This window comes from Shewanella sp. SG44-6, assembly GCF_014164185.1.
Classification (GTDB): domain Bacteria; phylum Pseudomonadota; class Gammaproteobacteria; order Enterobacterales; family Shewanellaceae; genus Shewanella; species Shewanella vesiculosa.
Genome location: NZ_JACJER010000065.1, coordinates 1 through 17,536, shown reverse-complemented (window position 1 = coordinate 17,536; position 17,536 = coordinate 1). Strand labels below are relative to the sequence as shown.

22 protein-coding genes are annotated in these 17,536 nt (G+C 40.9%); 12 read left to right on the top strand and 10 right to left on the bottom strand.

The window, feature by feature from the left end; all coding sequences use genetic code 11:
- The first annotated feature begins 7 nt into the window (after positions 1 to 7).
- Entirely contained in the window at positions 8 to 985 is a 978-nt protein-coding gene (locus H5185_RS12895; RefSeq protein WP_182696761.1) for a PDC sensor domain-containing protein, read from the top strand.
- Between the two features lie 84 nt (positions 986 to 1,069).
- Here the strand turns inward: H5185_RS12895 and H5185_RS12890 are convergent, their stop codons facing one another.
- From H5185_RS12890 to H5185_RS12870, 5 genes are all read right to left on the bottom strand, one after another.
- Positions 1,070 to 1,246, bottom strand: a complete 177-nt coding sequence (locus H5185_RS12890; RefSeq protein ID WP_165870035.1) for a PA3496 family putative envelope integrity protein — start codon at positions 1,244 to 1,246, stop codon at positions 1,070 to 1,072.
- A gap of 320 nt (positions 1,247 to 1,566) precedes the next feature.
- Positions 1,567 to 2,253: a TorF family putative porin gene (locus H5185_RS12885; RefSeq protein ID WP_124015135.1), complete on the bottom strand. Its 687-nt coding sequence runs from the start codon at positions 2,251 to 2,253 to the stop codon at positions 1,567 to 1,569.
- 334 nt (positions 2,254 to 2,587) lie between these two features.
- Positions 2,588 to 2,860 (bottom strand): HU family DNA-binding protein, encoded by a 273-nt coding sequence (locus H5185_RS12880; RefSeq protein WP_101033991.1) that lies wholly within the window; start codon positions 2,858 to 2,860, stop codon positions 2,588 to 2,590.
- 156 nt (positions 2,861 to 3,016) lie between these two features.
- Complete coding sequence (locus tag H5185_RS12875) at positions 3,017 to 3,814, bottom strand: response regulator (protein WP_182696760.1); 798 nt, start codon at positions 3,812 to 3,814, stop codon at positions 3,017 to 3,019.
- Between the two features lie 118 nt (positions 3,815 to 3,932).
- The gene (locus tag H5185_RS12870; protein ID WP_235781736.1) at positions 3,933 to 4,331 is read right to left on the bottom strand and encodes a hypothetical protein; all 399 of its coding nucleotides are present in this window, start codon (positions 4,329 to 4,331) and stop codon (positions 3,933 to 3,935) included.
- 66 nt (positions 4,332 to 4,397) lie between these two features.
- Between H5185_RS12870 and H5185_RS12865 the strand changes: the two genes are divergently transcribed.
- The gene (locus H5185_RS12865) at positions 4,398 to 4,907 is read left to right on the top strand and encodes a DUF4240 domain-containing protein (protein WP_124015132.1); all 510 of its coding nucleotides are present in this window, start codon (positions 4,398 to 4,400) and stop codon (positions 4,905 to 4,907) included.
- A gap of 219 nt (positions 4,908 to 5,126) precedes the next feature.
- Positions 5,127 to 5,651, top strand: coding sequence for a DUF3016 domain-containing protein (locus H5185_RS12860; RefSeq protein WP_124015131.1), 525 nt, complete (start codon positions 5,127 to 5,129; stop codon positions 5,649 to 5,651).
- Between the two features lie 228 nt (positions 5,652 to 5,879).
- Here the strand turns inward: H5185_RS12860 and H5185_RS12855 are convergent, their stop codons facing one another.
- Positions 5,880 to 6,188 (bottom strand): prephenate dehydrogenase, encoded by a 309-nt coding sequence (locus tag H5185_RS12855; RefSeq protein ID WP_182696758.1) that lies wholly within the window; start codon positions 6,186 to 6,188, stop codon positions 5,880 to 5,882.
- A gap of 52 nt (positions 6,189 to 6,240) precedes the next feature.
- Between H5185_RS12855 and H5185_RS12850 the strand changes: the two genes are divergently transcribed.
- Positions 6,241 to 7,149 (top strand): TraB/GumN family protein, encoded by a 909-nt coding sequence (locus H5185_RS12850; RefSeq protein WP_182742306.1) that lies wholly within the window; start codon positions 6,241 to 6,243, stop codon positions 7,147 to 7,149.
- Positions 7,150 to 7,197: 48 nt separating this feature from the next.
- Here H5185_RS12850 and H5185_RS12845 read toward each other — a convergent pair whose 3' ends face one another.
- Complete coding sequence (locus tag H5185_RS12845) at positions 7,198 to 7,971, bottom strand: methyltransferase domain-containing protein (protein WP_182742305.1); 774 nt, start codon at positions 7,969 to 7,971, stop codon at positions 7,198 to 7,200.
- 296 nt (positions 7,972 to 8,267) lie between these two features.
- Here H5185_RS12845 and H5185_RS12840 point away from each other — a divergent pair, with 296 nt between their 5' ends.
- Entirely contained in the window at positions 8,268 to 9,101 is an 834-nt protein-coding gene (locus H5185_RS12840; protein WP_182742309.1) for a MaoC/PaaZ C-terminal domain-containing protein, read from the top strand.
- A gap of 97 nt (positions 9,102 to 9,198) precedes the next feature.
- Here H5185_RS12840 and H5185_RS12835 read toward each other — a convergent pair whose 3' ends face one another.
- Both H5185_RS12835 and H5185_RS12830 read right to left on the bottom strand, forming a co-directional pair.
- A complete protein-coding gene (locus H5185_RS12835) occupies positions 9,199 to 10,089 on the bottom strand; it encodes an aldo/keto reductase family oxidoreductase (protein WP_182742304.1) in 891 nt (296 codons plus the stop codon).
- Between the two features lie 271 nt (positions 10,090 to 10,360).
- Positions 10,361 to 12,001 carry a mechanosensitive ion channel family protein gene (locus tag H5185_RS12830; RefSeq protein ID WP_182742303.1) on the bottom strand — a complete coding sequence of 547 codons (1,641 nt, stop codon included), beginning with the start codon at positions 11,999 to 12,001 and terminating at the stop codon, positions 10,361 to 10,363.
- Between the two features lie 124 nt (positions 12,002 to 12,125).
- Between H5185_RS12830 and H5185_RS12825 the strand changes: the two genes are divergently transcribed.
- Positions 12,126 to 12,455, top strand: a complete 330-nt coding sequence (locus H5185_RS12825; protein ID WP_182696753.1) for a hypothetical protein — start codon at positions 12,126 to 12,128, stop codon at positions 12,453 to 12,455.
- A 1-nt stretch (position 12,456) separates the two neighbouring features.
- On the opposite strand, the gene H5185_RS23000 is transcribed toward H5185_RS12825, so the two are convergent.
- The gene (locus H5185_RS23000) at positions 12,457 to 12,582 is read right to left on the bottom strand and encodes a hypothetical protein (protein ID WP_259395238.1); all 126 of its coding nucleotides are present in this window, start codon (positions 12,580 to 12,582) and stop codon (positions 12,457 to 12,459) included.
- Between the two features lie 212 nt (positions 12,583 to 12,794).
- On the opposite strand from H5185_RS23000, the gene H5185_RS12820 reads away from it, so the two are divergent.
- From H5185_RS12820 to rraB, 6 genes are all read left to right on the top strand, one after another.
- Positions 12,795 to 13,085: an ABC-type zinc uptake system zinc chaperone gene (locus H5185_RS12820; RefSeq protein ID WP_124015125.1), complete on the top strand. Its 291-nt coding sequence runs from the start codon at positions 12,795 to 12,797 to the stop codon at positions 13,083 to 13,085.
- Between the two features lie 89 nt (positions 13,086 to 13,174).
- Positions 13,175 to 14,374 (top strand): hypothetical protein, encoded by a 1,200-nt coding sequence (locus H5185_RS12815; protein WP_124015124.1) that lies wholly within the window; start codon positions 13,175 to 13,177, stop codon positions 14,372 to 14,374.
- Positions 14,358 to 15,263, top strand: a complete 906-nt coding sequence (locus tag H5185_RS12810; RefSeq protein WP_182696750.1) for a metal ABC transporter solute-binding protein, Zn/Mn family — start codon at positions 14,358 to 14,360, stop codon at positions 15,261 to 15,263. Before H5185_RS12815 ends, H5185_RS12810 begins: the two co-directional genes overlap by 17 nt.
- A 4-nt stretch (positions 15,264 to 15,267) precedes the next feature.
- Positions 15,268 to 16,041, top strand: coding sequence for a metal ABC transporter permease (locus tag H5185_RS12805; protein WP_124015123.1), 774 nt, complete (start codon positions 15,268 to 15,270; stop codon positions 16,039 to 16,041).
- Between the two features lie 168 nt (positions 16,042 to 16,209).
- Positions 16,210 to 16,941 (top strand): 1-acylglycerol-3-phosphate O-acyltransferase, encoded by a 732-nt coding sequence (locus H5185_RS12800; protein WP_124015122.1) that lies wholly within the window; start codon positions 16,210 to 16,212, stop codon positions 16,939 to 16,941.
- A 100-nt stretch (positions 16,942 to 17,041) separates the two neighbouring features.
- A complete protein-coding gene (rraB, locus tag H5185_RS12795) occupies positions 17,042 to 17,479 on the top strand; it encodes a ribonuclease E inhibitor RraB (protein WP_124015121.1) in 438 nt (145 codons plus the stop codon).
- Positions 17,480 to 17,536 lie beyond the last annotated feature (57 nt).

Sequence of the window (17,536 nt, the reverse complement as noted above, 5' to 3'; positions counted from 1 at the left end):
AAAATTTATGGCAGCGATGAGCTATTTAAGTGTGATTGAGCGTTATCATGAATATGAGCATTTAGTGCACGAGCTACTAGAGTCTATTTTGATTGGTGTGGGCGATATTAATTTATTCGAGCAACCTATATCGGCTAAAATTTTTGAAGATATGGCGATAAGCTATCCCTTCGTGGAACTGATTTATTTATTGAATGCTCAGGGCATACAGATTTGCCCCAATATCAGCGTCATTAACCAGCAGGTTAAATTAATGAATTGCGGTGACCGTGCAGATCGAAGTCAGCGGCCTTACTTTACCCAATTGACTGCGGTTGATACTGTGCATATTACTCGACCTTATTTGTCTAATTCTGGTGGTGGCTTGTGTTTGTCTGCATCACAAATGATTAAATCTGCGTCTGGGCAAGTGGTAATTGTGGTTATTGATGTCAACTTAACGCGCTTAATTGAGTTTATGATGGGTGACAGTGCTAGACGCAAAATGTCGCCTTTTTTTAAAAGTATTTATGCTGCAATTGTACTGGGCCTTTTTGTGTTAGTGAGCGTGCTAATGTGGACTGTAGTTCGTGACATTTATACCCTTTTTAGCCAAATTTCTGCTACCCATGATCCATTGCAACCCTTCGGCATTATTATTTTTCTTACCTTGGCATTAGCCATTTTTGATTTGGGTAAAACCATTTTGGAAGAGGAAGTATTGATGCATAAAGATATTTTTCGTCACAGTTCAACTCGACGAACGATTACGCGGTTTATTTCGACCATTTTGATTGCGATTTCAATAGAAGCCTTGTTGACTATGTTTAAAGCGTCGCTAGGGGAAAAGCAATATATTGAGCCAGCAATTTTAATGATGTTAGCCGTAGTGGGCTTGTTGGTCGGGCTGGGAATCTATGTCTATCTAGGGGCCAAAGCCGAGCTGCTGCTCACCCAAACCCAAGCGGGTAAGCATATGCGGCGCGAACAAATTAAAAGCGTATAGCATATTGATCAGCGCCTAACATCCACTGAGATAAAGATGATAAAACAGACTGGGATAAACGATATAAGCGTTTATCCCTATTTTTTAGAAAAAGTCATCGTCACCAATTGCTTTGCGTAATTGGGCTTGTTCGAGAAAATCTTCTAATCTTCGTTTCACTTGGCGTTTATGCTGTAAACTTTCGGCAGACTTAACGTTTCTAGGCGTCGTCATCGCATCTATTTCTGTGTCATCAGGCACTATTTCACTAATATTAGCCATCACAAAACCCTCATGTAAAATAAAAGCGTGGTATTAATTCAATGAGCATTTTCTAACTAAAAAAACGTTAATAGGGAAGTAAAATATTTTTCCTTAATTGGACAGCTATTTTTACCCTTCGTTTTGAGCTTAGCAGTAAATGTATTTCTTGCTAGTAAAACATAAAGCCAAGTGCGAAGAGTGTGTGCTTAAACTAGTATTATCTATGCCATGATGTCGCCAGATAATACTGCTTCTATCTGCTACAGATAGAAAAACGCCACCTGTTAATGAGGTGGCGTTGATATACTCATAAAGCGAGTCAGTAATGGTGTTACTCGTTATAGTGTAAACCCGTAAGAGTAGCCTAAAACAACTTTTGCATCATTGTCTGGTAAGTCAGTATCAGCCGCCATGAATGATACGGTACCTATGTCTGTTTCAGCACTTAATGTGACGTTGTAGTCTGCATAAGTGTCACCGAATAAATCTTCAACGACATCGCCTTGTGAATAACCATAGTGGAATGCGACACTGAGCTTTTCTGTTAACGGGAAGCTGGCATTGGCCTGGATATAGCTCCAATCTGTTTCGTCACTGGCACCAGAAACACCTGAATCAGCATTAATTACTTTAGAATAGCCAACATCTAGCCATTTCCATCCAAGAGTGAGCGCGACTTCACCAAAATCAATACTGCCACCAGCATCTGGGTAAGCATAATAAAGGTAGCTAATGTCGTAAGTTAAGTCTTCAGTAAAGTTACCACCATAACCGCCGTACAAATCTAACTCGTAACTGGTTTCATCACCAAAATCGACATTAGATACCCAAGTGCCAGCATAAAAACCAGAGTCATGAGCATAATCAATGCCACCTTGAACCGCAGCCGCATCATTAGTTTGTGTGGTACCACGCCATAAATAGTTTGATGTTGCGCCAATATTACCCGTAACTTCAGCAAGGGCAGAGCCACTCAGTAATAAGCCTGTTGATAATGCAATTGCTTGATATAGTGATTTTTTCATCTTCATCCCTTAACGTTTTATTATCAATGAGGCATTTATGTGTCACTAAATGAACTCAATGTTGGTTTGTCTGAAGATTAATTAGCGAATCGCATGCCAACTCTATTTTCCTATTAAAGTCAGTTGCTTATGTATTTATGGATCATTTTGTTGCATATTTGTTGCAACTTAATGATGCAAGCTCGCCCCTTTTTTGTGCAACAGTGCTCAGCATCCTAATATTCGTTGATGTTGAATTAAGAGATAATATTGTTTGCAGAGGATAAATATAAAAAGCAGGCAATAAAAAACCTCCATAAAGGAGGTTTCTAGCAAAAAAAGAGTAAACGAATAATTAATTAACGCTATCTTTTAGTGTTTTTCCAGCTTTAAACTTAGGCACTGTAGCTGCTGCGATTTGAATTTCTTTGCCAGTTTGTGGATTACGACCAGTACGCGCGGCACGTTGAGTGGTTTCAAAAGAACCAAAGCCAACAATAGAAATTTTATCACCATTTTTCATGGCTTCAGTTACCGCTTGTTCGAAAGACTTTAGAGCGCGGCCAGCTTCAGCTTTTGTTAGTTCCGCATTTTCAGCGATTTTTGCAATTAATTCACTTTTGTTCATATTGATATTCTCTGCTTTCCATAGAAGTGTTTTTTTAAAACATGATTAACATGCCACAAGCGATGCTGGTTTAAAAGCACTTTATCCCATAAATTCAGTATCTGTAATGGTTTTAAAGCAAAATTAGCACAAATAATGTCTTTATTTGCCTTGTTGTTACTCTTCTAAGAGCTGATAAAGAATTTTCTTAACTAACTGCGGCTCAAAAGGCTTGTCACAAAGCGCATTGACGCCAGCACTAAATACATTACTCAGATGAGTGTCGTTGGCTTCTGACGATACCATTAGGATTGGAATATGAGATTGTTGACTGTGGTTACGGATGTACTGAGTCAGTGCAAGTCCGTCTACCGAGGGCATATTGTAATCAGTGATCACTAAATCATACATATTGTCTTTCATTAGGCTAATCGCTTGTTCACCATCAACAGCCTCAGTAATTAGCTGTATGCCTAAATTGCCTATGGTGCGCTTAATAACATTTCGTGCCATTCGGCTATCATCAACCACCAATACTCTAATGCTGTGAACATCAAAGTGGGTTAAATCGAGCTCGTCATTGCTCAGTAAATCAATGGTTGAGTTAAGTGCCGTAGCTAAGTGTTCGGCATTAAATGGTTTTGGTAAAATAGCCACCACGCCTGATTGTCTAAAAATTTCTAGCTGTTCACGACGACACTCACTGGAAACCAGCATAAATTGAATATCACTCAATGCTGGAGTCATTTTAATGTACTGCAATAACTCAGTGGCTTCGCCATCGATAAAATGGAGTGCGCTGGCAATTAAGTCTGGTTTATGGCGATGGATTATCTCTTTAGCTTCAGCAATGGTTGCGGCAGTTTGGATGCTGCTGACACCTTCTTGCTGAAGGCGAGTAATAATGATCTTACGCTGAGTCTCGGAAGGCTCAAGTAATAGGATGGATAATTCACTTGGAGATAAGCTAGTCATAATTCACGTTCCACAGATATTTATTATTAGTATTATTTTAATGTTGCATGTGTGAGTAAATTGTACACTAAAAAAATGCTAGAGATGATAGTTAAGCTAGGCCTATAGCACTTGGTGTTTATTTTTGAGCAAGATAGTCTCTGGTCGCGTTCGACAGACCAACCCACCATTGAAACACCACCACACTTAACAGTAATAACCATAGCGGAATTAATGGAATATTATAGCCTCGAAATACCAGTTTGACGTCTTCAGGGGTGATTTGATAGGCAATCAACGCCGTTGTTGTCATTGCAACTAACCCTAGGCTTTGTAAGGCGACATAGCTGAGTAGCAGTACTTTTGTCCATGGCGCACGTATTAGTAAACCAATAAAAACCGGTATCACTCCCAGAGTTAATAAGTCAAAGGCTTCAAAGGTGATCGCGCGCCAAATAGCAACAAGAGTGAGTACAACATACAGTGAGATAAGGATCATCACTCTAACGGGCATTCGTTGGGCTGAATTTTGGTTCATATTGATCATAGTACTGGAGAATTTGAGGTAGAATATCGCACAAAACAGAGAGATGGGTATATTTTGATGACAGAAACACATTTTTGGGCGCTAGTGACCCGCGATAAACCTGAGCAGTCTTCTGCAGATCTCACCCTGAGTTTACGCCAGCAATTAGAAAGCTTGGACGATGAAGCACTCAAGGCATTCGATAAAATATTAGGCCAACAATTACGTCGCAGTTATTCCTGGTCGATTTGGGGAGCAGCATACATAGTGACAGGTTGCGATTCTGATGATGCTTTTACTGAGTTTAGGTGTTTTTTATTGTCGTTAGGTCAGCAATGGTACAACAAGATTATCGCCAATCCAGATAGCTTAGGGGAATTAGAACATTGGCCGTTAGTGGACGATTATGCTTACCCGTTTGTTGAAGATTATGATTTGATTGCAGGACAAGTCTACGAAGACCGCACTGGCTTAGAGCTGCCATTCTTACCTTCAGGACACAGTACTCCAGAAGGGAAAAAATTTAGCACTAAGCCAAAAATTATGCGTCAAACCTATCCTTTATTGAGTGCGCGTTTTCCATTTTAGTGGACCGCTTGATCTTAGGCGTTGTTAAGCTTTGGTTCAGCTTATGAGGACTATAGTCAATTTATAGTGATGATAGCTTAATGGCTAACATTTGATTTGATGATAAGTATCGGCGTGCAAATATGGTCAAAGTTGCTTTAACAGAAGCTGAATAGCGTTATCTGAAGCAGCCGTTGAAACCTGTGTTATCACAAGCGCCTAAGTCCCAGGAGGTCTATTATGAATGTAAAATATATAATGCTAGCTTCGGTATTAGTATCCCAAATTGTTATGGCTGAAGATGCGCCACCACCTAATCCTGTTACTGAAGTTGGGCTGGTAAAAATTGAATGGCAAAATCCAAAAGATTTCAGTGATATCAGAACTTCTAACGAGCTTCAGTCACGATTTGAAAACCGTTTATTTGACACTTTAACCAAGAACATCAATAAAGAAGCCGAAAAAACCCTCAAGCCAGGACAGACACTGCAAATGACAGTGACTAACTTTGATCTAGCGGGAGACATGCGACCAACATTTGGTGCCACGCCGGGTGATTTACGTGTTGTAAAAGATTTATACCCACCCAGAGCCACCTTTAGTTACACGATTAAAGAAGGTGACAAGGTGATTATTGTTGGTGATGAGAAAATCACAGATATGAGTTTTATGTCTAACTCACATCGCTTTAATGACCGACCATTTCAGTACGAAACAACTTTATTTACTGATTGGTTACAAAAGAGTGTCGCACCTAAACTATAGCCCTTGGCGACAGTACTTAGGATTATATCGATAAGGTTGATTTAGCGCATGGGTTGTCTGTTTTATCTGTAGTGACTTGATGAATCGTTGTTGATAACCAAATGTGCCAGTGACGCTGGTTACGCTTGATTGTCGCCATTGGGTTTTATCAATGATTGTCGCCGCAACATGTAAAGGTCATATCAACTAAGGTTGCTCCTGCATGAAGATTCCGCAGGAGCATAAAGATTATTTAGACAGTTTAAATACTTGCAGCGTTTGCAGTAAAGTCGCAAGTTTTTTGACAAAGGCTTCGAGAGTTTCAGGTGCGACATGAGTACTACTCTGCATCGCATCAAACTCAGCTACCAATTCTTGTACATAGGGCAAGAAACGGTTGCTACTTTCCGTAAATCCTTGATCTTCAGTAAAGATAGCCACAAACTTACCATGTCCTGCTTTACGCAATTCGTCAAGGCGAGCATCAGAGTCAATCGCTTGTCTATAGGCTATTTGCAGGTTTTCTTTTATCTGTAGAAAAACATTGGTGTACGGCATAATTGCCTCATAGTGCATTTGTAAATAATAAAGCTAATTATAAGGAGCCGCTATGCTGGCAACAAGGAAAAGTCCGCTTATTTTTAATATAGGGATGATTTATCGTCGTTTACAGCGATATAGCTTTAGTTTAGTGGTATTTCTACTGTGTTTTGGCTCTACATCGGCAACGGCATTGGATTCGCCAGTATTTTATAAAATTGAGTATCAACAACAGCAAGCGTATTTACTGGGTTCAATTCATATCGGTCGCCAAGATTTTTACCCATTAGGACAACATATTGAGTCGGCATTTAAACAAGCAGATGCACTCGTGGTTGAGGCCGATATTAGCCAAGGTGATACGGGAGCGCTATTACAGCAGTACGGTGCTTTGTCTGCCGATATTGCCGCAGACGTTAATGCGACACGCCAAGTATATTGCCAAAGTCATCAAAGTTTGTGTCAGGCATTAGCACCATATGCTCCCTGGTTACAGTCAGCACAAATTAGTATGGGCCGTTATGCGCAATTAGGTTATAGCGCAGACCAAGGCGTCGATGCTTATTTTATGGCCAATCGCAGTGACAAAGCCCTAGTTGAACTTGAAAGTATGCAGTTTCAATTTGAGTTAATTTCATCATTTTCAACCGCGACCCAGATGCAAATGCTGGATGATTCGATCAACGTCAGTGATGCCGAAATGCTTGATTTAATTTATGCTTGGCGCCAAGGCGATGCCAGTGCATTGGCAACCATTATGGAATCACAAGCGGGCGATGCCAATGAATTGCTTGAAAAATTACTGTGGCAACGCAATCACACCATGACGCAAAAAATTATCCAGTTGCTACAACAGCGTAATTATAAACAGCTGTTTATTGTGGTTGGAGCAGGCCATATTGTTGGTCAGCAAGCCATTCCTGACTTACTTAAACAGCAAGGTGCAACGGTCACCCCTTGTACCTTTTTGCAGTGTTAAGGAGGATGTTGTGCGTCCACAAGGGCCAATAATAGTATAACTTTATGCTTATATTGGCTTTGATTGACCAAGAAAATGAACATATCGACCTAAAGATAAATATGGCTCACGTTGTGAATAAGCCAATTCCATTTCAATAAGCTGATGTTTATCGAAGTTGGGCGGGAGATTATTTTTTAAGTAATCATTAATCACCCTAACCCCAGATTGACTGATCATCGACAGTTGCCATTGGGCAAACCAAGCGCGAACATCTGCAATATACAGGGGATGGTTGGGGGTTAATCCAACCTTCTTTTTAACCTTAAAATCACGCTTAACATAGTCAAAATTGCCTGAAATTAAACTGTGAAAGCGCAAGGCTTCCTTATTAAAAAACATCAGCGAAAATAACCCATTCGGTTTTAGCAGGCTTAATAACCCATGCAAAGTCGATTCAGCATCAGTGAGCCATTCGGCTACAGCGTGGCATAAGATGACATCAAACTGACCAAACTGCTGCACGGTTAGTGCTTGAATAGGGCTATGCACTAACTCGATTGATAATTCTGTGTCTGAGGCGGCAATCTGTTGTTGGGCTATGGCCAACATCTGTTCAGAAATATCACATAGCACCACATCATGGCCCAACGCCGCCAGTTTTTGGCTCAAAAAACCAAATCCTCCCCCAGCATCTAAAATGCGCAATCGTGGTTTATTCAAGCGAGTTAATGCTGGGATTAAGTCCCGCCACAATACTGCAGCACGGATTTCACCTTTAGTGGTGCCATAGATGTTTTGCGCAAACTTTTGACTAAGAGTATCGAAATTTTTATCTTGCACGATTTAAGTTACATCACGTTATTGAGCCGATATGGAGTAACGTAATTGTCGCACTGTAGGCTGAAAAAGGTAAAGACAAATCAGTGATTGTGTATAGAGGGTAAATAAAAGTTTATCGATTAATCAATATAAGCAGCAATGACAACCGACTTTAAACGCATTTTATAATTAGCGGTTTAGCAACAGTAAGAGTCTAAGGTATAATGATCGACTAACCATCTTTGCAGCGCATACTTTTTGCTGCCTATTTAGGGTACAACATTGTGAGTCACGACTACGCTATCGAATTACAGGCGATGCCTTCGCTGTTGTCTTTGTATCGAAAAATCCTATTTGGTCGTAAACCGGGATGGGATCAACAACCGCTGCCGAATATTTATGTGCAAGCTTCTAATGTGGTGCTGTCGCAAGAGAAAATTCGGCAATATGCCGCTGTATGTGGTTTTGAATACGATGATAGGGTGTTACCTCCAACGTATTTATATGTGTGGGCATTTCGTTTGCATGCGATGATTTTTACTCATAAAGCCGTGACATTTCCGTTGCTTGGAATGATCCACTTAAAAAATAGTATTAGTGTATTTCGTCCTGTACGTACTGATGAAATATTAACTGTGCAGTGCGAACTTTCGGCGAGTCGCACTACAGATGCTGGACTTGAGTTTGATTTAGTTTCAAAAGTGTTGGTTGGTGAAGAGCTTGTATGGCAAGCGTTATCAACATACTTATATCGCATTGAGTCTGCTGGGCGGCGGGCTCGTCCGCCTAAAGCGTCTGAGATGACATGGGAAAATGTCCAGCAATGGCGTTTAACCGATGACTTAGGCCGTCGTTATGCCAAAGCTTCGGGCGATTATAACTTGATCCATTTGCATCCTTTATTGTCAAAACGCTTTGGTTTTGAGCGAGTGTTGGCCCATGGCATGTGGTCTAAAGCGCGTGCATTATCTCAGTTGATGACTTATATCGGTGATCGACCATTTCAGGTTGATGTTGAATTTAAATTACCGGTGTTTATGCCCTCTGAAGTGACATTTGCATTTGAAAGTACTGAGAATGGTAAACGTTTTCAAATACGTGATGTCAAAGGTCGTCGACCGCATTTGCAGGGTGATGTTACCTATTTATAAGCAGATAGACCTCGCTGAGGTGGCTTAAACGTCAGTGGTAAGTCAATTGCAAACATAAAAAAGCTCAGGTTAATACCTGAGCTTTTTTATGGCAGACTTAAGGTACCGAGTGGCCCATTGCCGCTTCCCAAATGCTAAACCATTGTTGTCGATCAAGTTCAATATTAGCTGAATTTACCGCGCTGGTGATACGTTCTAGATTACCACTGCCGATAATAGGAGCAGGGCGACTTGGATGCATACGAACCCAAGCATAAATCACTTGGCTAATGTCTTGTGCGCCAACTTGCTGAGCAATATCGTGCAGGGTATTGCGAATTCTCAGTGCTTGGGGCGTGTTCGCTGAAAGGAGATCTCCACCGCCCAAACAAGACCATGCCATTGGGGTGATGCGGTGTTGTTGACACTGATCAAGCACACCATCATGCAAGCTCTGCATGGCTAAAGGCGATATTTCAACTTGGTTAGTGATCAACGGAACATTGAGGCGTGATTGCAGTAAATCAAATTGGCTGGTGGTAAAGTTAGATACACCAAAGTGGCTGACTTTACCTTGGGCATGCAATTGCTCGAAAGCGGCAGCCATTTCGTCAGCATTCATTAATGGATCGGGGCGATGGATGAGTAACACATCTAAGTGATCAGTTTTTAATTCAGTAAGTGAATTTTCAACACTTTGAATAATATGCGCTTTACTTGTGTCGTAATGATTAACATAACGACCATCATAGCCATCAAACAAGGGTTTAATGCCACACTTACTGATCAACTGCATTTGCTGACGTAACTGTGGTTTTAGGGCTAACGCTTCACCAAATAAGGTTTCACACTGATACATACCATATATATCAGCGTGGTCCATGGTCGTGACGCCAAGATCAAGATAATGCTCAATTAAGCCAAGCAGTTGCTGTGGCGACATATTCCAAGCATCAGCACGCCAAAATCCGGCGATAAAATCAGAAAATCTAAAAGTAGATTGGGTCATAAGTTAATTTTAACCTTAGTTAGGGGTAATAAATGCTTATTAAAGCACTTTTAGATCGGCATTGACTGAAAAGCAACTCGCTATCAAAAGCCAACGAATCTTAGCAAGACAGAACAAAATCACTGAGCCAGTGTTATTTTTAGCTATTTACCTCATCCGCTAAATGGATGAGGTCAGTTAATCATTGTTGTAGCATACTTTGACACAATGTTTGACTACATTAGGCGACATAGCATGCCATTGATTTAGCTTGATTAGCTTAAGCACTGGGTTATTTTTGGTAAATATGTACATCGCGTTGTGGGAACGGAATACTAATGCCTTCAGCATCAAAGCGTATTTTCACTGCACGAGTAATATCCCAGTAAACCTCCCAGTAATCATCAGGGTTAACCCAGGGCCTGACAACAAAGTCGACTGAAGATTCACCTAATGTGTGCAGTTTTACAATTGGTTCTGGATGTTCTTGCACCTTAGGGTGTTGCTCAACAATACTTTTTAAAATGGTTTCAGCATGTTCAACATTGTCGCTGTAACTAATACCAAAAATCATGTCTACGCGGCGCTGATGCTCGGCAGTAATATTGTTAATGGTATCGCCCCAAATTTTATTGTTTGGCACAATCAAGCGTTGGTTATCGAGGGTTTTGATGGTTGTTGATACTAAGCTCATGTGACTCACACGACCGGTAACATTGGCTGCATTAATTAGATCACCGACATCAAATGGACGATAGATTAAAATCATCATCCCAGATGCAAAGTTTGATAATGTGTCTTGTAATGCAAAACCAATAATCACACCGGCAATACCAAAACCAGCGAGCAAAGGCCCAAGCTCAAACCCGAGCTGTGATAAGGCAATTAATAATCCTAATGCAAATACCACCTTACTGGACAACGAAATAAAGAAGTCTTGCAGTAATTGGCTAAATTGTAATTTTGATGCTTTTACTGTTTTCGAGATGATTTTGGTGACAATTTTGGCCACTAAACTGGCTAAAAATAAAATAAATACAAAGACTAAAATTTTGAAGGTTAAGCTAGGACCATTATTAATGGTTTGATCCTTGATGACGTTAAGCCAGCCTTGCAGCAGATTAGACGCGACACTGAAGTTCAATACATCTTGGGTAATATCACCTGACACGCTAAACAAGGTTTGTTGAAAAGCCGTGACATCTTGGCCTAGTGTTTCGAGCATTCCCGCTGATACAGCTAGGCTTGAGCTACTTTGATCTAAACGTTCTTTTAGTGCCATCACCTCTGCTTTTTGTTCGGCAGTGATATCGGCCCCAGCGCTTTCAGCTTCTGAAACGGCTTTTTGTAATTCATCTTGTGTGTAATGCACTAAACTGTCGAAATGATCGGCGCGTTTGAGCATAAAATCGGTTAATTTCTGTTGTTGAATACTGACATCCATATTCAAGGTTTTAGCCCATTGCAGCGAGGTTAATTGTGCCTTGAGATAGTGGTCTCGTTCAAATTCTCGTTGTGATATAGCTAAGACAACCTTACTTTCATCACCTTGCTTGATATCAAGACGCATAAGCATAATTTGATCGTCTAAATAACTTCCGACACTGTTTAAAAAATCCAGCTGACTTTGAACTAAAGTGATTAGGTATTGCGGGTTTTCATCTGGAGTTTTGATCAGCTGCGCAATTATATCGCGTAATTCAGATGACTTGTTCTTAATCCTATATTCAGTAAAGTTACGTAATTCACCTTTTGCCTTAAACAGTAGGCGGGTATCTTGATCAATTGTTTGTTGTAATCGGCTGATTTTATTTTGAGTGTCGGTTAACTGACTGGTGGTGACAATCGGTGCTGTTGCATCTTGTTCTGCGCTAGCTGTTGGCGACATAAACACCACTAAGGTGAATAATATCGTAAATAAAATCCGTAGCATGAAAGGTCGTCCTTTGGCGTTGAGTTGTGCCTATAATAGTGGAAAACGCCTATAGTAGCCAAGTACAGCAATTCTTAGGGTTATTTGTTACACTTGCCGCCATTATTGAACTGAGGGAATTATCATGTCGCTGCAATGTGCTCATTGCTATAAATCTTTTTCAATTGCGAAGGTCAATGACAGTCGTGGTAAAGGTTTGTCGGTTGAGGTGCAATGCCCTCATTGTGCTGCATGGCTTGGGCATAACAAGTTGTTATCAATTGCTAAGATGTTTGGGTTTTATGGTGGTGTAGTTGCCGCTGTAGTCGGTTATTTTTTTGACAATGTAGCGTCGATCACCACGCCATTGATTATATTAGCGGTTATCATTGTTGGTTTATCGCATATTATGGACCATTTACAGCTAATCGAAGCCCCTGAAAATGATCCTAGTACAGAACCTGGTGCAAAATAGGTTAATTCACCTCAATCACTTGGCTTTCTAATGAGGCTTCAACGTAGTAAATACCGCCTAGTACAACAACAGCAACAATGGCTATTACTAAAATGATGCCAATGTTTTCACGAATAAATAGTGCCATGGTGTTTGTCCTGTAATGATGATGTTTACTCATGCATTATGTTATGGGTAATAGCTTAAGACTATCTTAAAAATAACGACTTAGTTATTTGTCGGTAGTTTATGATTTTACTGTCAATATGTCGCCATGATTTATCACAATCTAAGTGTTGCTTTTTATTGGTGGTCTTTTACACTAATGGCCACTTTTATTAACCTGATGGATTTTTACTGGTGAGTTCCCGCATCAAAATAAAACAAACTATCGCAATCTGGCTTAGTGCCATTTTGATTGTGTTGTCTGTTGCTGCGTCAGCCCATTCAGTTAGACATCTCGATGACGGTGTAAAAAATCACTGTACCTTGTGTTTTCACCAACTTCATCTTAATAAAACCCTGCAGTTTTCCAGTTTTGTGTTTGCCGTTACTAAGCAAACTTTTGAACTTCAGCAGTATACTCTACCTCCTTTCTCATCGGTTTTTCATCGCTATTACCACAGTCGCGCGCCACCACAATCCCTGTAATTCAACACATACATTTATTAATTTTTCCGTTATCGGATAGTTCATATTGAACAGCGATAGGCGGATATTTGTTGTATTTTGGAGATTTTATGTCTGCGTTAAACACCCGTGTGTCAATTTTAGCATTAGCTTGTGCTGTGAGTTCTTATTCTGTCATGGCAGAAGATTCTAGTTTAACCAACCCTAATATAAGTGCAGTGCTCGATGGTTACTATCAAACAGGTGACCGACCATTAGCTGAGCGTGCAGAAGGTTTTGGTTTAGGTGAAACTGAGTTGGCCTTGAGTGCCAATATTGATGAAATGTTTTACGGTAAAGTGACCGCCATTATTGAGTCACATGACGGTGAAACAGAGCTTAATTTAGAAGAAGCCTTTATTCAAACATTAGCTATGCCTTATGGTTTATCGGTTCGTGCAGGTCGTTTTTTATCTGACATTGGCTATTTAAATAACCAACATTTACACACAGACTCATTTTCTGATCGTCCAGCTGCTTACCGTGCATTTTTAGGCGGACATTATTTTGATGATGGTATTCGTTTAAACTATGTCGCGCCAACCGATCTCTACTGGACTCTGGGTGTCGAAGCGTTTAAGGGAGAAAGTTTACGTGCTGCGGATGCACATGGTGAGCGCGATTTTGATAACCTTGGGGTGTACAGTGCGTTAACCAAGATGGGGGGTGATATTGGTATAGAAAGTTCTTGGCAGTTAGGCTTAAGTTATCTTCGCAATCAAAATGGTCAAGCTTATGCCGAAGATGAGCATAATGAGGAAGAAGAGGGGCATGATGAAGAACATGCTGGACATAGCCATAGTGCTTCTTATACAGGTAAAAACACCTACATTGCTGATGTTGTTTATAAGTGGGCACCTAATGGTAACTACAAATACCAAAATTTAACTGTCAGTGGTGAATATTTTAGAGTAACTGATATTTTTGCTATGGAACCTGGTCATATTGTTGAGGCCGACCATGAAGATATTAGTAGTGATGACTATCACCAGGGCTGGTATGTCAGTAGTGTGTATCAATTTTCTCCTCGTTGGTCTGCTGGGATTCGTTATGGTCAAGTGGATACTTATGAAGTCCATGGCGATCACCTTCATCCACAACAATTGAAAGAGTCAGAAGTCAGTTTAGCATGGCACAGTAGTCATTTTTCGACAGTGCGCTTGCAATACACTCATCAGACTGGGACTAATTTCGATGGTTTTGAAGATGATAATATCCTTACTTTACAATATGTCATGTCATTAGGAGCTCACGGTGCGCATCAATACTAAATTGCTTTTAGCAGTGGCTTCAATGTCACTGCTGTTTACCGCGACAGCACAAGCGGAACTCAATGTGTTTGCATGTGAACCTGAATATGCAGCACTGACATTAGCGCTAGCACCCGATGCAAAAGTGTATTCGGCAACAACAGCGATGCAAGATCCACATCAAGTACAAGCAAGACCAAGCCTGATTGCGAAGATGCGTCAAGCTGATGTAGTGGTTTGTGCAGGGGCAGACTTAGAAATAGGTTGGCTGCCTATGCTGCAAATGAAGTCGGCTAATCCTCAGGTTAGGTCGACGGATAAGGGCTTATTTTTTGCTGCAGAGCATATTGATACCTTGGATAAGTTAGCCTCAGTGGATCGTTCAATGGGCGACGTTCATGCAAAGGGAAATCCCCATTTGCATCTAGATCCGCAGCGGATGTTAATAGTTGCACAGGCCTTGAGTACCAAATTTACTCAAATCGATCCTGACAATGCCAGTCTTTATCGCCAGTCGTTGGCCGATTTTAGTCAAGCTTGGCAAGCTAAAATACCGCAATGGCAACAGCAGGCTAAGGATTTAGCTGGTAAGAAGGTTATCGCCTACCATTCAAGCTTTCGTTATTTGTTCAAATGGATTGGCATTGAGCAAGTCGCCGATCTCGAGCCCAAGCCAGGTATCGCACCTACGAGTAGCCATTTAGCCTCTTTGCTTACTCGTGCGGAAAAAGGCGATGTAATGGCGATTATTGTGGCGTCATACCAAGATGAGCGTGGGGCAAAATGGTTAGGCGAACGCGCTAATCTGCCAGTATTGGTGCTACCGATATCGGTGGGTGGCAACGAAGAGAGTAAAGACCTGATTAGCTTATACGACAGCATACTTAGCCTATTGAATAAGGTGAAATAACACTATGTTTGATGTTGAGTTACTGTCTATCTTGTTGCCTGCGTTAGCGGCAGGGTTATTGGTATTATCAACCCATGTGCTGTTAGGTCAACAAGTGCTTAAGCGTGGCATTATCTTTATTGATTTGGCTATTGCTCAAGTTGCAGCCTTAGGGGCGATAGTATCGCACATTGATCATAGGCTAGAGGATTTACCCTATGCCCATGTGTGGATGCCTGCGTTGTTTGCTCTAGGCGGTGCAGGCATTATTGCTTGGATGGCAAAGCGGTTAGTCGGTGAGCTCGAGGCATTTATTGGCTGCTTTTATGTGCTCAGTGCGGTGGCGGCAATGTTGTTATTAGCCAACGACCCTCATGGTGCTGAGTTATTAAAGCAATTAATGTCGGGGCAAATATTGTGGGTGAGTTGGTCTCAGTTAGCACTACCGGCAGTGGTTTCTGCTGGTATTCTGGGGATTATTATCGCAAAACCGCAAATATTAGATGGTGCTGGGTTTTACTTTCTATTTGCCTTAGTGATTACTTTGTCGGTGGAACTCGTGGGAGTGTATTTAGTGTTTAGCACCCTAATTTTGCCGGCTTTGGCCTTAAACCAATATCATGGTAAACCCAAACTCGCTTTGGCGTATGGGGTCGGTATTGTGGGTTATATTGCTGGGTTGCTGTTGTCTGCTAGTTATGACTTACCCAGTGGTGCAGCCATAGTGGCAACATTAGCGTTAAGTGCATTTTTATTTAGAATGTTGCTAAAACTGCGATTGCCAGTATTAGCTGGTTAAGCCACTAATAATTAACTTGTTAACCCAATGGCTAATCTTTCATAGAAAGCTTGTTACTCTGCCCCTGCTCACAGGGGCAGAGTATTTCAGCGTACATATGTAAACAAAACGTTGAGTCCCTAGACTAGCATCGCTATACTGACGCCAATTTTATTGCAGGAGTATGCTGTGCTGCTTATCGCTCGTTCAATCATTCTCGCCGTGCTATTATTTTTAGCCTTTATATTTTCGGTTGTCATTTGCCTATTTCGGCCTATGCATCGCGACAATGTACATTTTGTGGCCCGTTTTTTTGGTTCCGTTGCGCCAGTATTGGGCATTAAAGTCATTAAACGTGTTCACTCTGCGAGTGCTACTCCGCAACCTTGTATTTACTTAGCTAATCATCAAAATAATTTTGATTTATTTACCCATACATCAGTGGTGCCTAAAGCGACAGTGAGCTTAGGTAAAAAAAGTTTGCTATGGATGCCGTTATTCGGGCAAATTTATTGGTTATCGGGCAATATTCTTATTGATCGTAAAAACCGTCATAGTGCGTTTGATACTATGGCGAAAACAGTCGATAAGATGAAAAATAAACTCCTGTCAGTGTGGATATTTCCTGAAGGAACTCGTTCTCGTGGTCGTGGATTATTACCCTTTAAAGTGGGTGCTTTTCACACTGCGATAGCTGCCCAAGCACCCATAGTGCCAGTCTTAGCGTCTTGTCAGAATCATATAAACCTAAATCGTTGGAACAACGGTGTGGTGATTGTAGAAATGATGGCGCCAGTAGCCACGGCAGGTTTAGATAAAAATGATGTGAAAGCATTAAATGCTAAAGTGCATCAATTAATGTCAGCACGTTTGGTCGAATTGAATAAAGAAGCACAAGCATTAATGCTACAAGCGCAATAATATTGTTATCGGTCGCCTAACATCGCTCATAAACTCGCAACTTGTGTCAGTTTGGGTATAATTGAATAAATTTTTACAGGTCCTATTTACGGAGTAATCCATGTCTGTTGAGCGTCAGTTAAAAGAACAATTTGCTGAAAATCTTGAAATTGTTGATGCCTTACTTGCCGATGGTTCAGAGCCTGATGCGGAATATACTATTGAACATCATTTTTCTGCGACCAATTTTGATCGTTTAGAAAAAGCCGCTGTTGACGCATTTAAACTCGGTTTTGAAGTGAACGATGCCGAAGAAATGGAGCTTGAAGATGGCTCGATTATTTTCTGTTTTGATGCTATCGCTAAGCATAAGCTAGAAGTGCCTTTATTGGATAAAGCCTGTGAACAGTTAATTCAACTCGCCGCCAAGCAAAAAGTAGACTATGACGGTTGGGGAACTTACTTTGTTGGTGATGAAGTTGAAGGCGACGAAGAAGACGATGAATTTGAAGATGATGAATACGAAGATGACAATGACTCAGATGATAAATTTCACTAAGTAATCATTTGCTATTCAGCCATAAAAAAACGCTCATCATGGATGAGCGTTTTTTTA

Coding starts and splice junctions, on each gene's coding strand:
- H5185_RS12875 (WP_182696760.1), bottom strand. CDS start 3,814: ATGACTAGCTTATCTCCAAGTGAATTATCCATCCTATTACTTGAGCCT.
- H5185_RS12840 (WP_182742309.1), top strand. CDS start 8,268: ATGCCTTCGCTGTTGTCTTTGTATCGAAAAATCCTATTTGGTCGTAAA.
- H5185_RS12805 (WP_124015123.1), top strand. CDS start 15,268: ATGTTTGATGTTGAGTTACTGTCTATCTTGTTGCCTGCGTTAGCGGCA.
- H5185_RS12855 (WP_182696758.1), bottom strand. CDS start 6,188: ATGCCGTACACCAATGTTTTTCTACAGATAAAAGAAAACCTGCAAATA.
- H5185_RS12870 (WP_235781736.1), bottom strand. CDS start 4,331: ATGAACCAAAATTCAGCCCAACGAATGCCCGTTAGAGTGATGATCCTT.
- H5185_RS12895 (WP_182696761.1), top strand. CDS start 8: ATGGCAGCGATGAGCTATTTAAGTGTGATTGAGCGTTATCATGAATAT.
- H5185_RS12835 (WP_182742304.1), bottom strand. CDS start 10,089: ATGACCCAATCTACTTTTAGATTTTCTGATTTTATCGCCGGATTTTGG.
- H5185_RS12885 (WP_124015135.1), bottom strand. CDS start 2,253: ATGAAAAAATCACTATATCAAGCAATTGCATTATCAACAGGCTTATTA.
- H5185_RS12830 (WP_182742303.1), bottom strand. CDS start 12,001: ATGCTACGGATTTTATTTACGATATTATTCACCTTAGTGGTGTTTATG.
- H5185_RS12890 (WP_165870035.1), bottom strand. CDS start 1,246: ATGGCTAATATTAGTGAAATAGTGCCTGATGACACAGAAATAGATGCG.
- H5185_RS12880 (WP_101033991.1), bottom strand. CDS start 2,860: ATGAACAAAAGTGAATTAATTGCAAAAATCGCTGAAAATGCGGAACTA.
- H5185_RS12815 (WP_124015124.1), top strand. CDS start 13,175: ATGTCTGCGTTAAACACCCGTGTGTCAATTTTAGCATTAGCTTGTGCT.
- H5185_RS12825 (WP_182696753.1), top strand. CDS start 12,126: ATGTCGCTGCAATGTGCTCATTGCTATAAATCTTTTTCAATTGCGAAG.
- H5185_RS12850 (WP_182742306.1), top strand. CDS start 6,241: ATGCTGGCAACAAGGAAAAGTCCGCTTATTTTTAATATAGGGATGATT.
- rraB (WP_124015121.1), top strand. CDS start 17,042: ATGTCTGTTGAGCGTCAGTTAAAAGAACAATTTGCTGAAAATCTTGAA.
- H5185_RS23000 (WP_259395238.1), bottom strand. CDS start 12,582: ATGGCACTATTTATTCGTGAAAACATTGGCATCATTTTAGTAATAGCC.
- H5185_RS12860 (WP_124015131.1), top strand. CDS start 5,127: ATGAATGTAAAATATATAATGCTAGCTTCGGTATTAGTATCCCAAATT.
- H5185_RS12865 (WP_124015132.1), top strand. CDS start 4,398: ATGACAGAAACACATTTTTGGGCGCTAGTGACCCGCGATAAACCTGAG.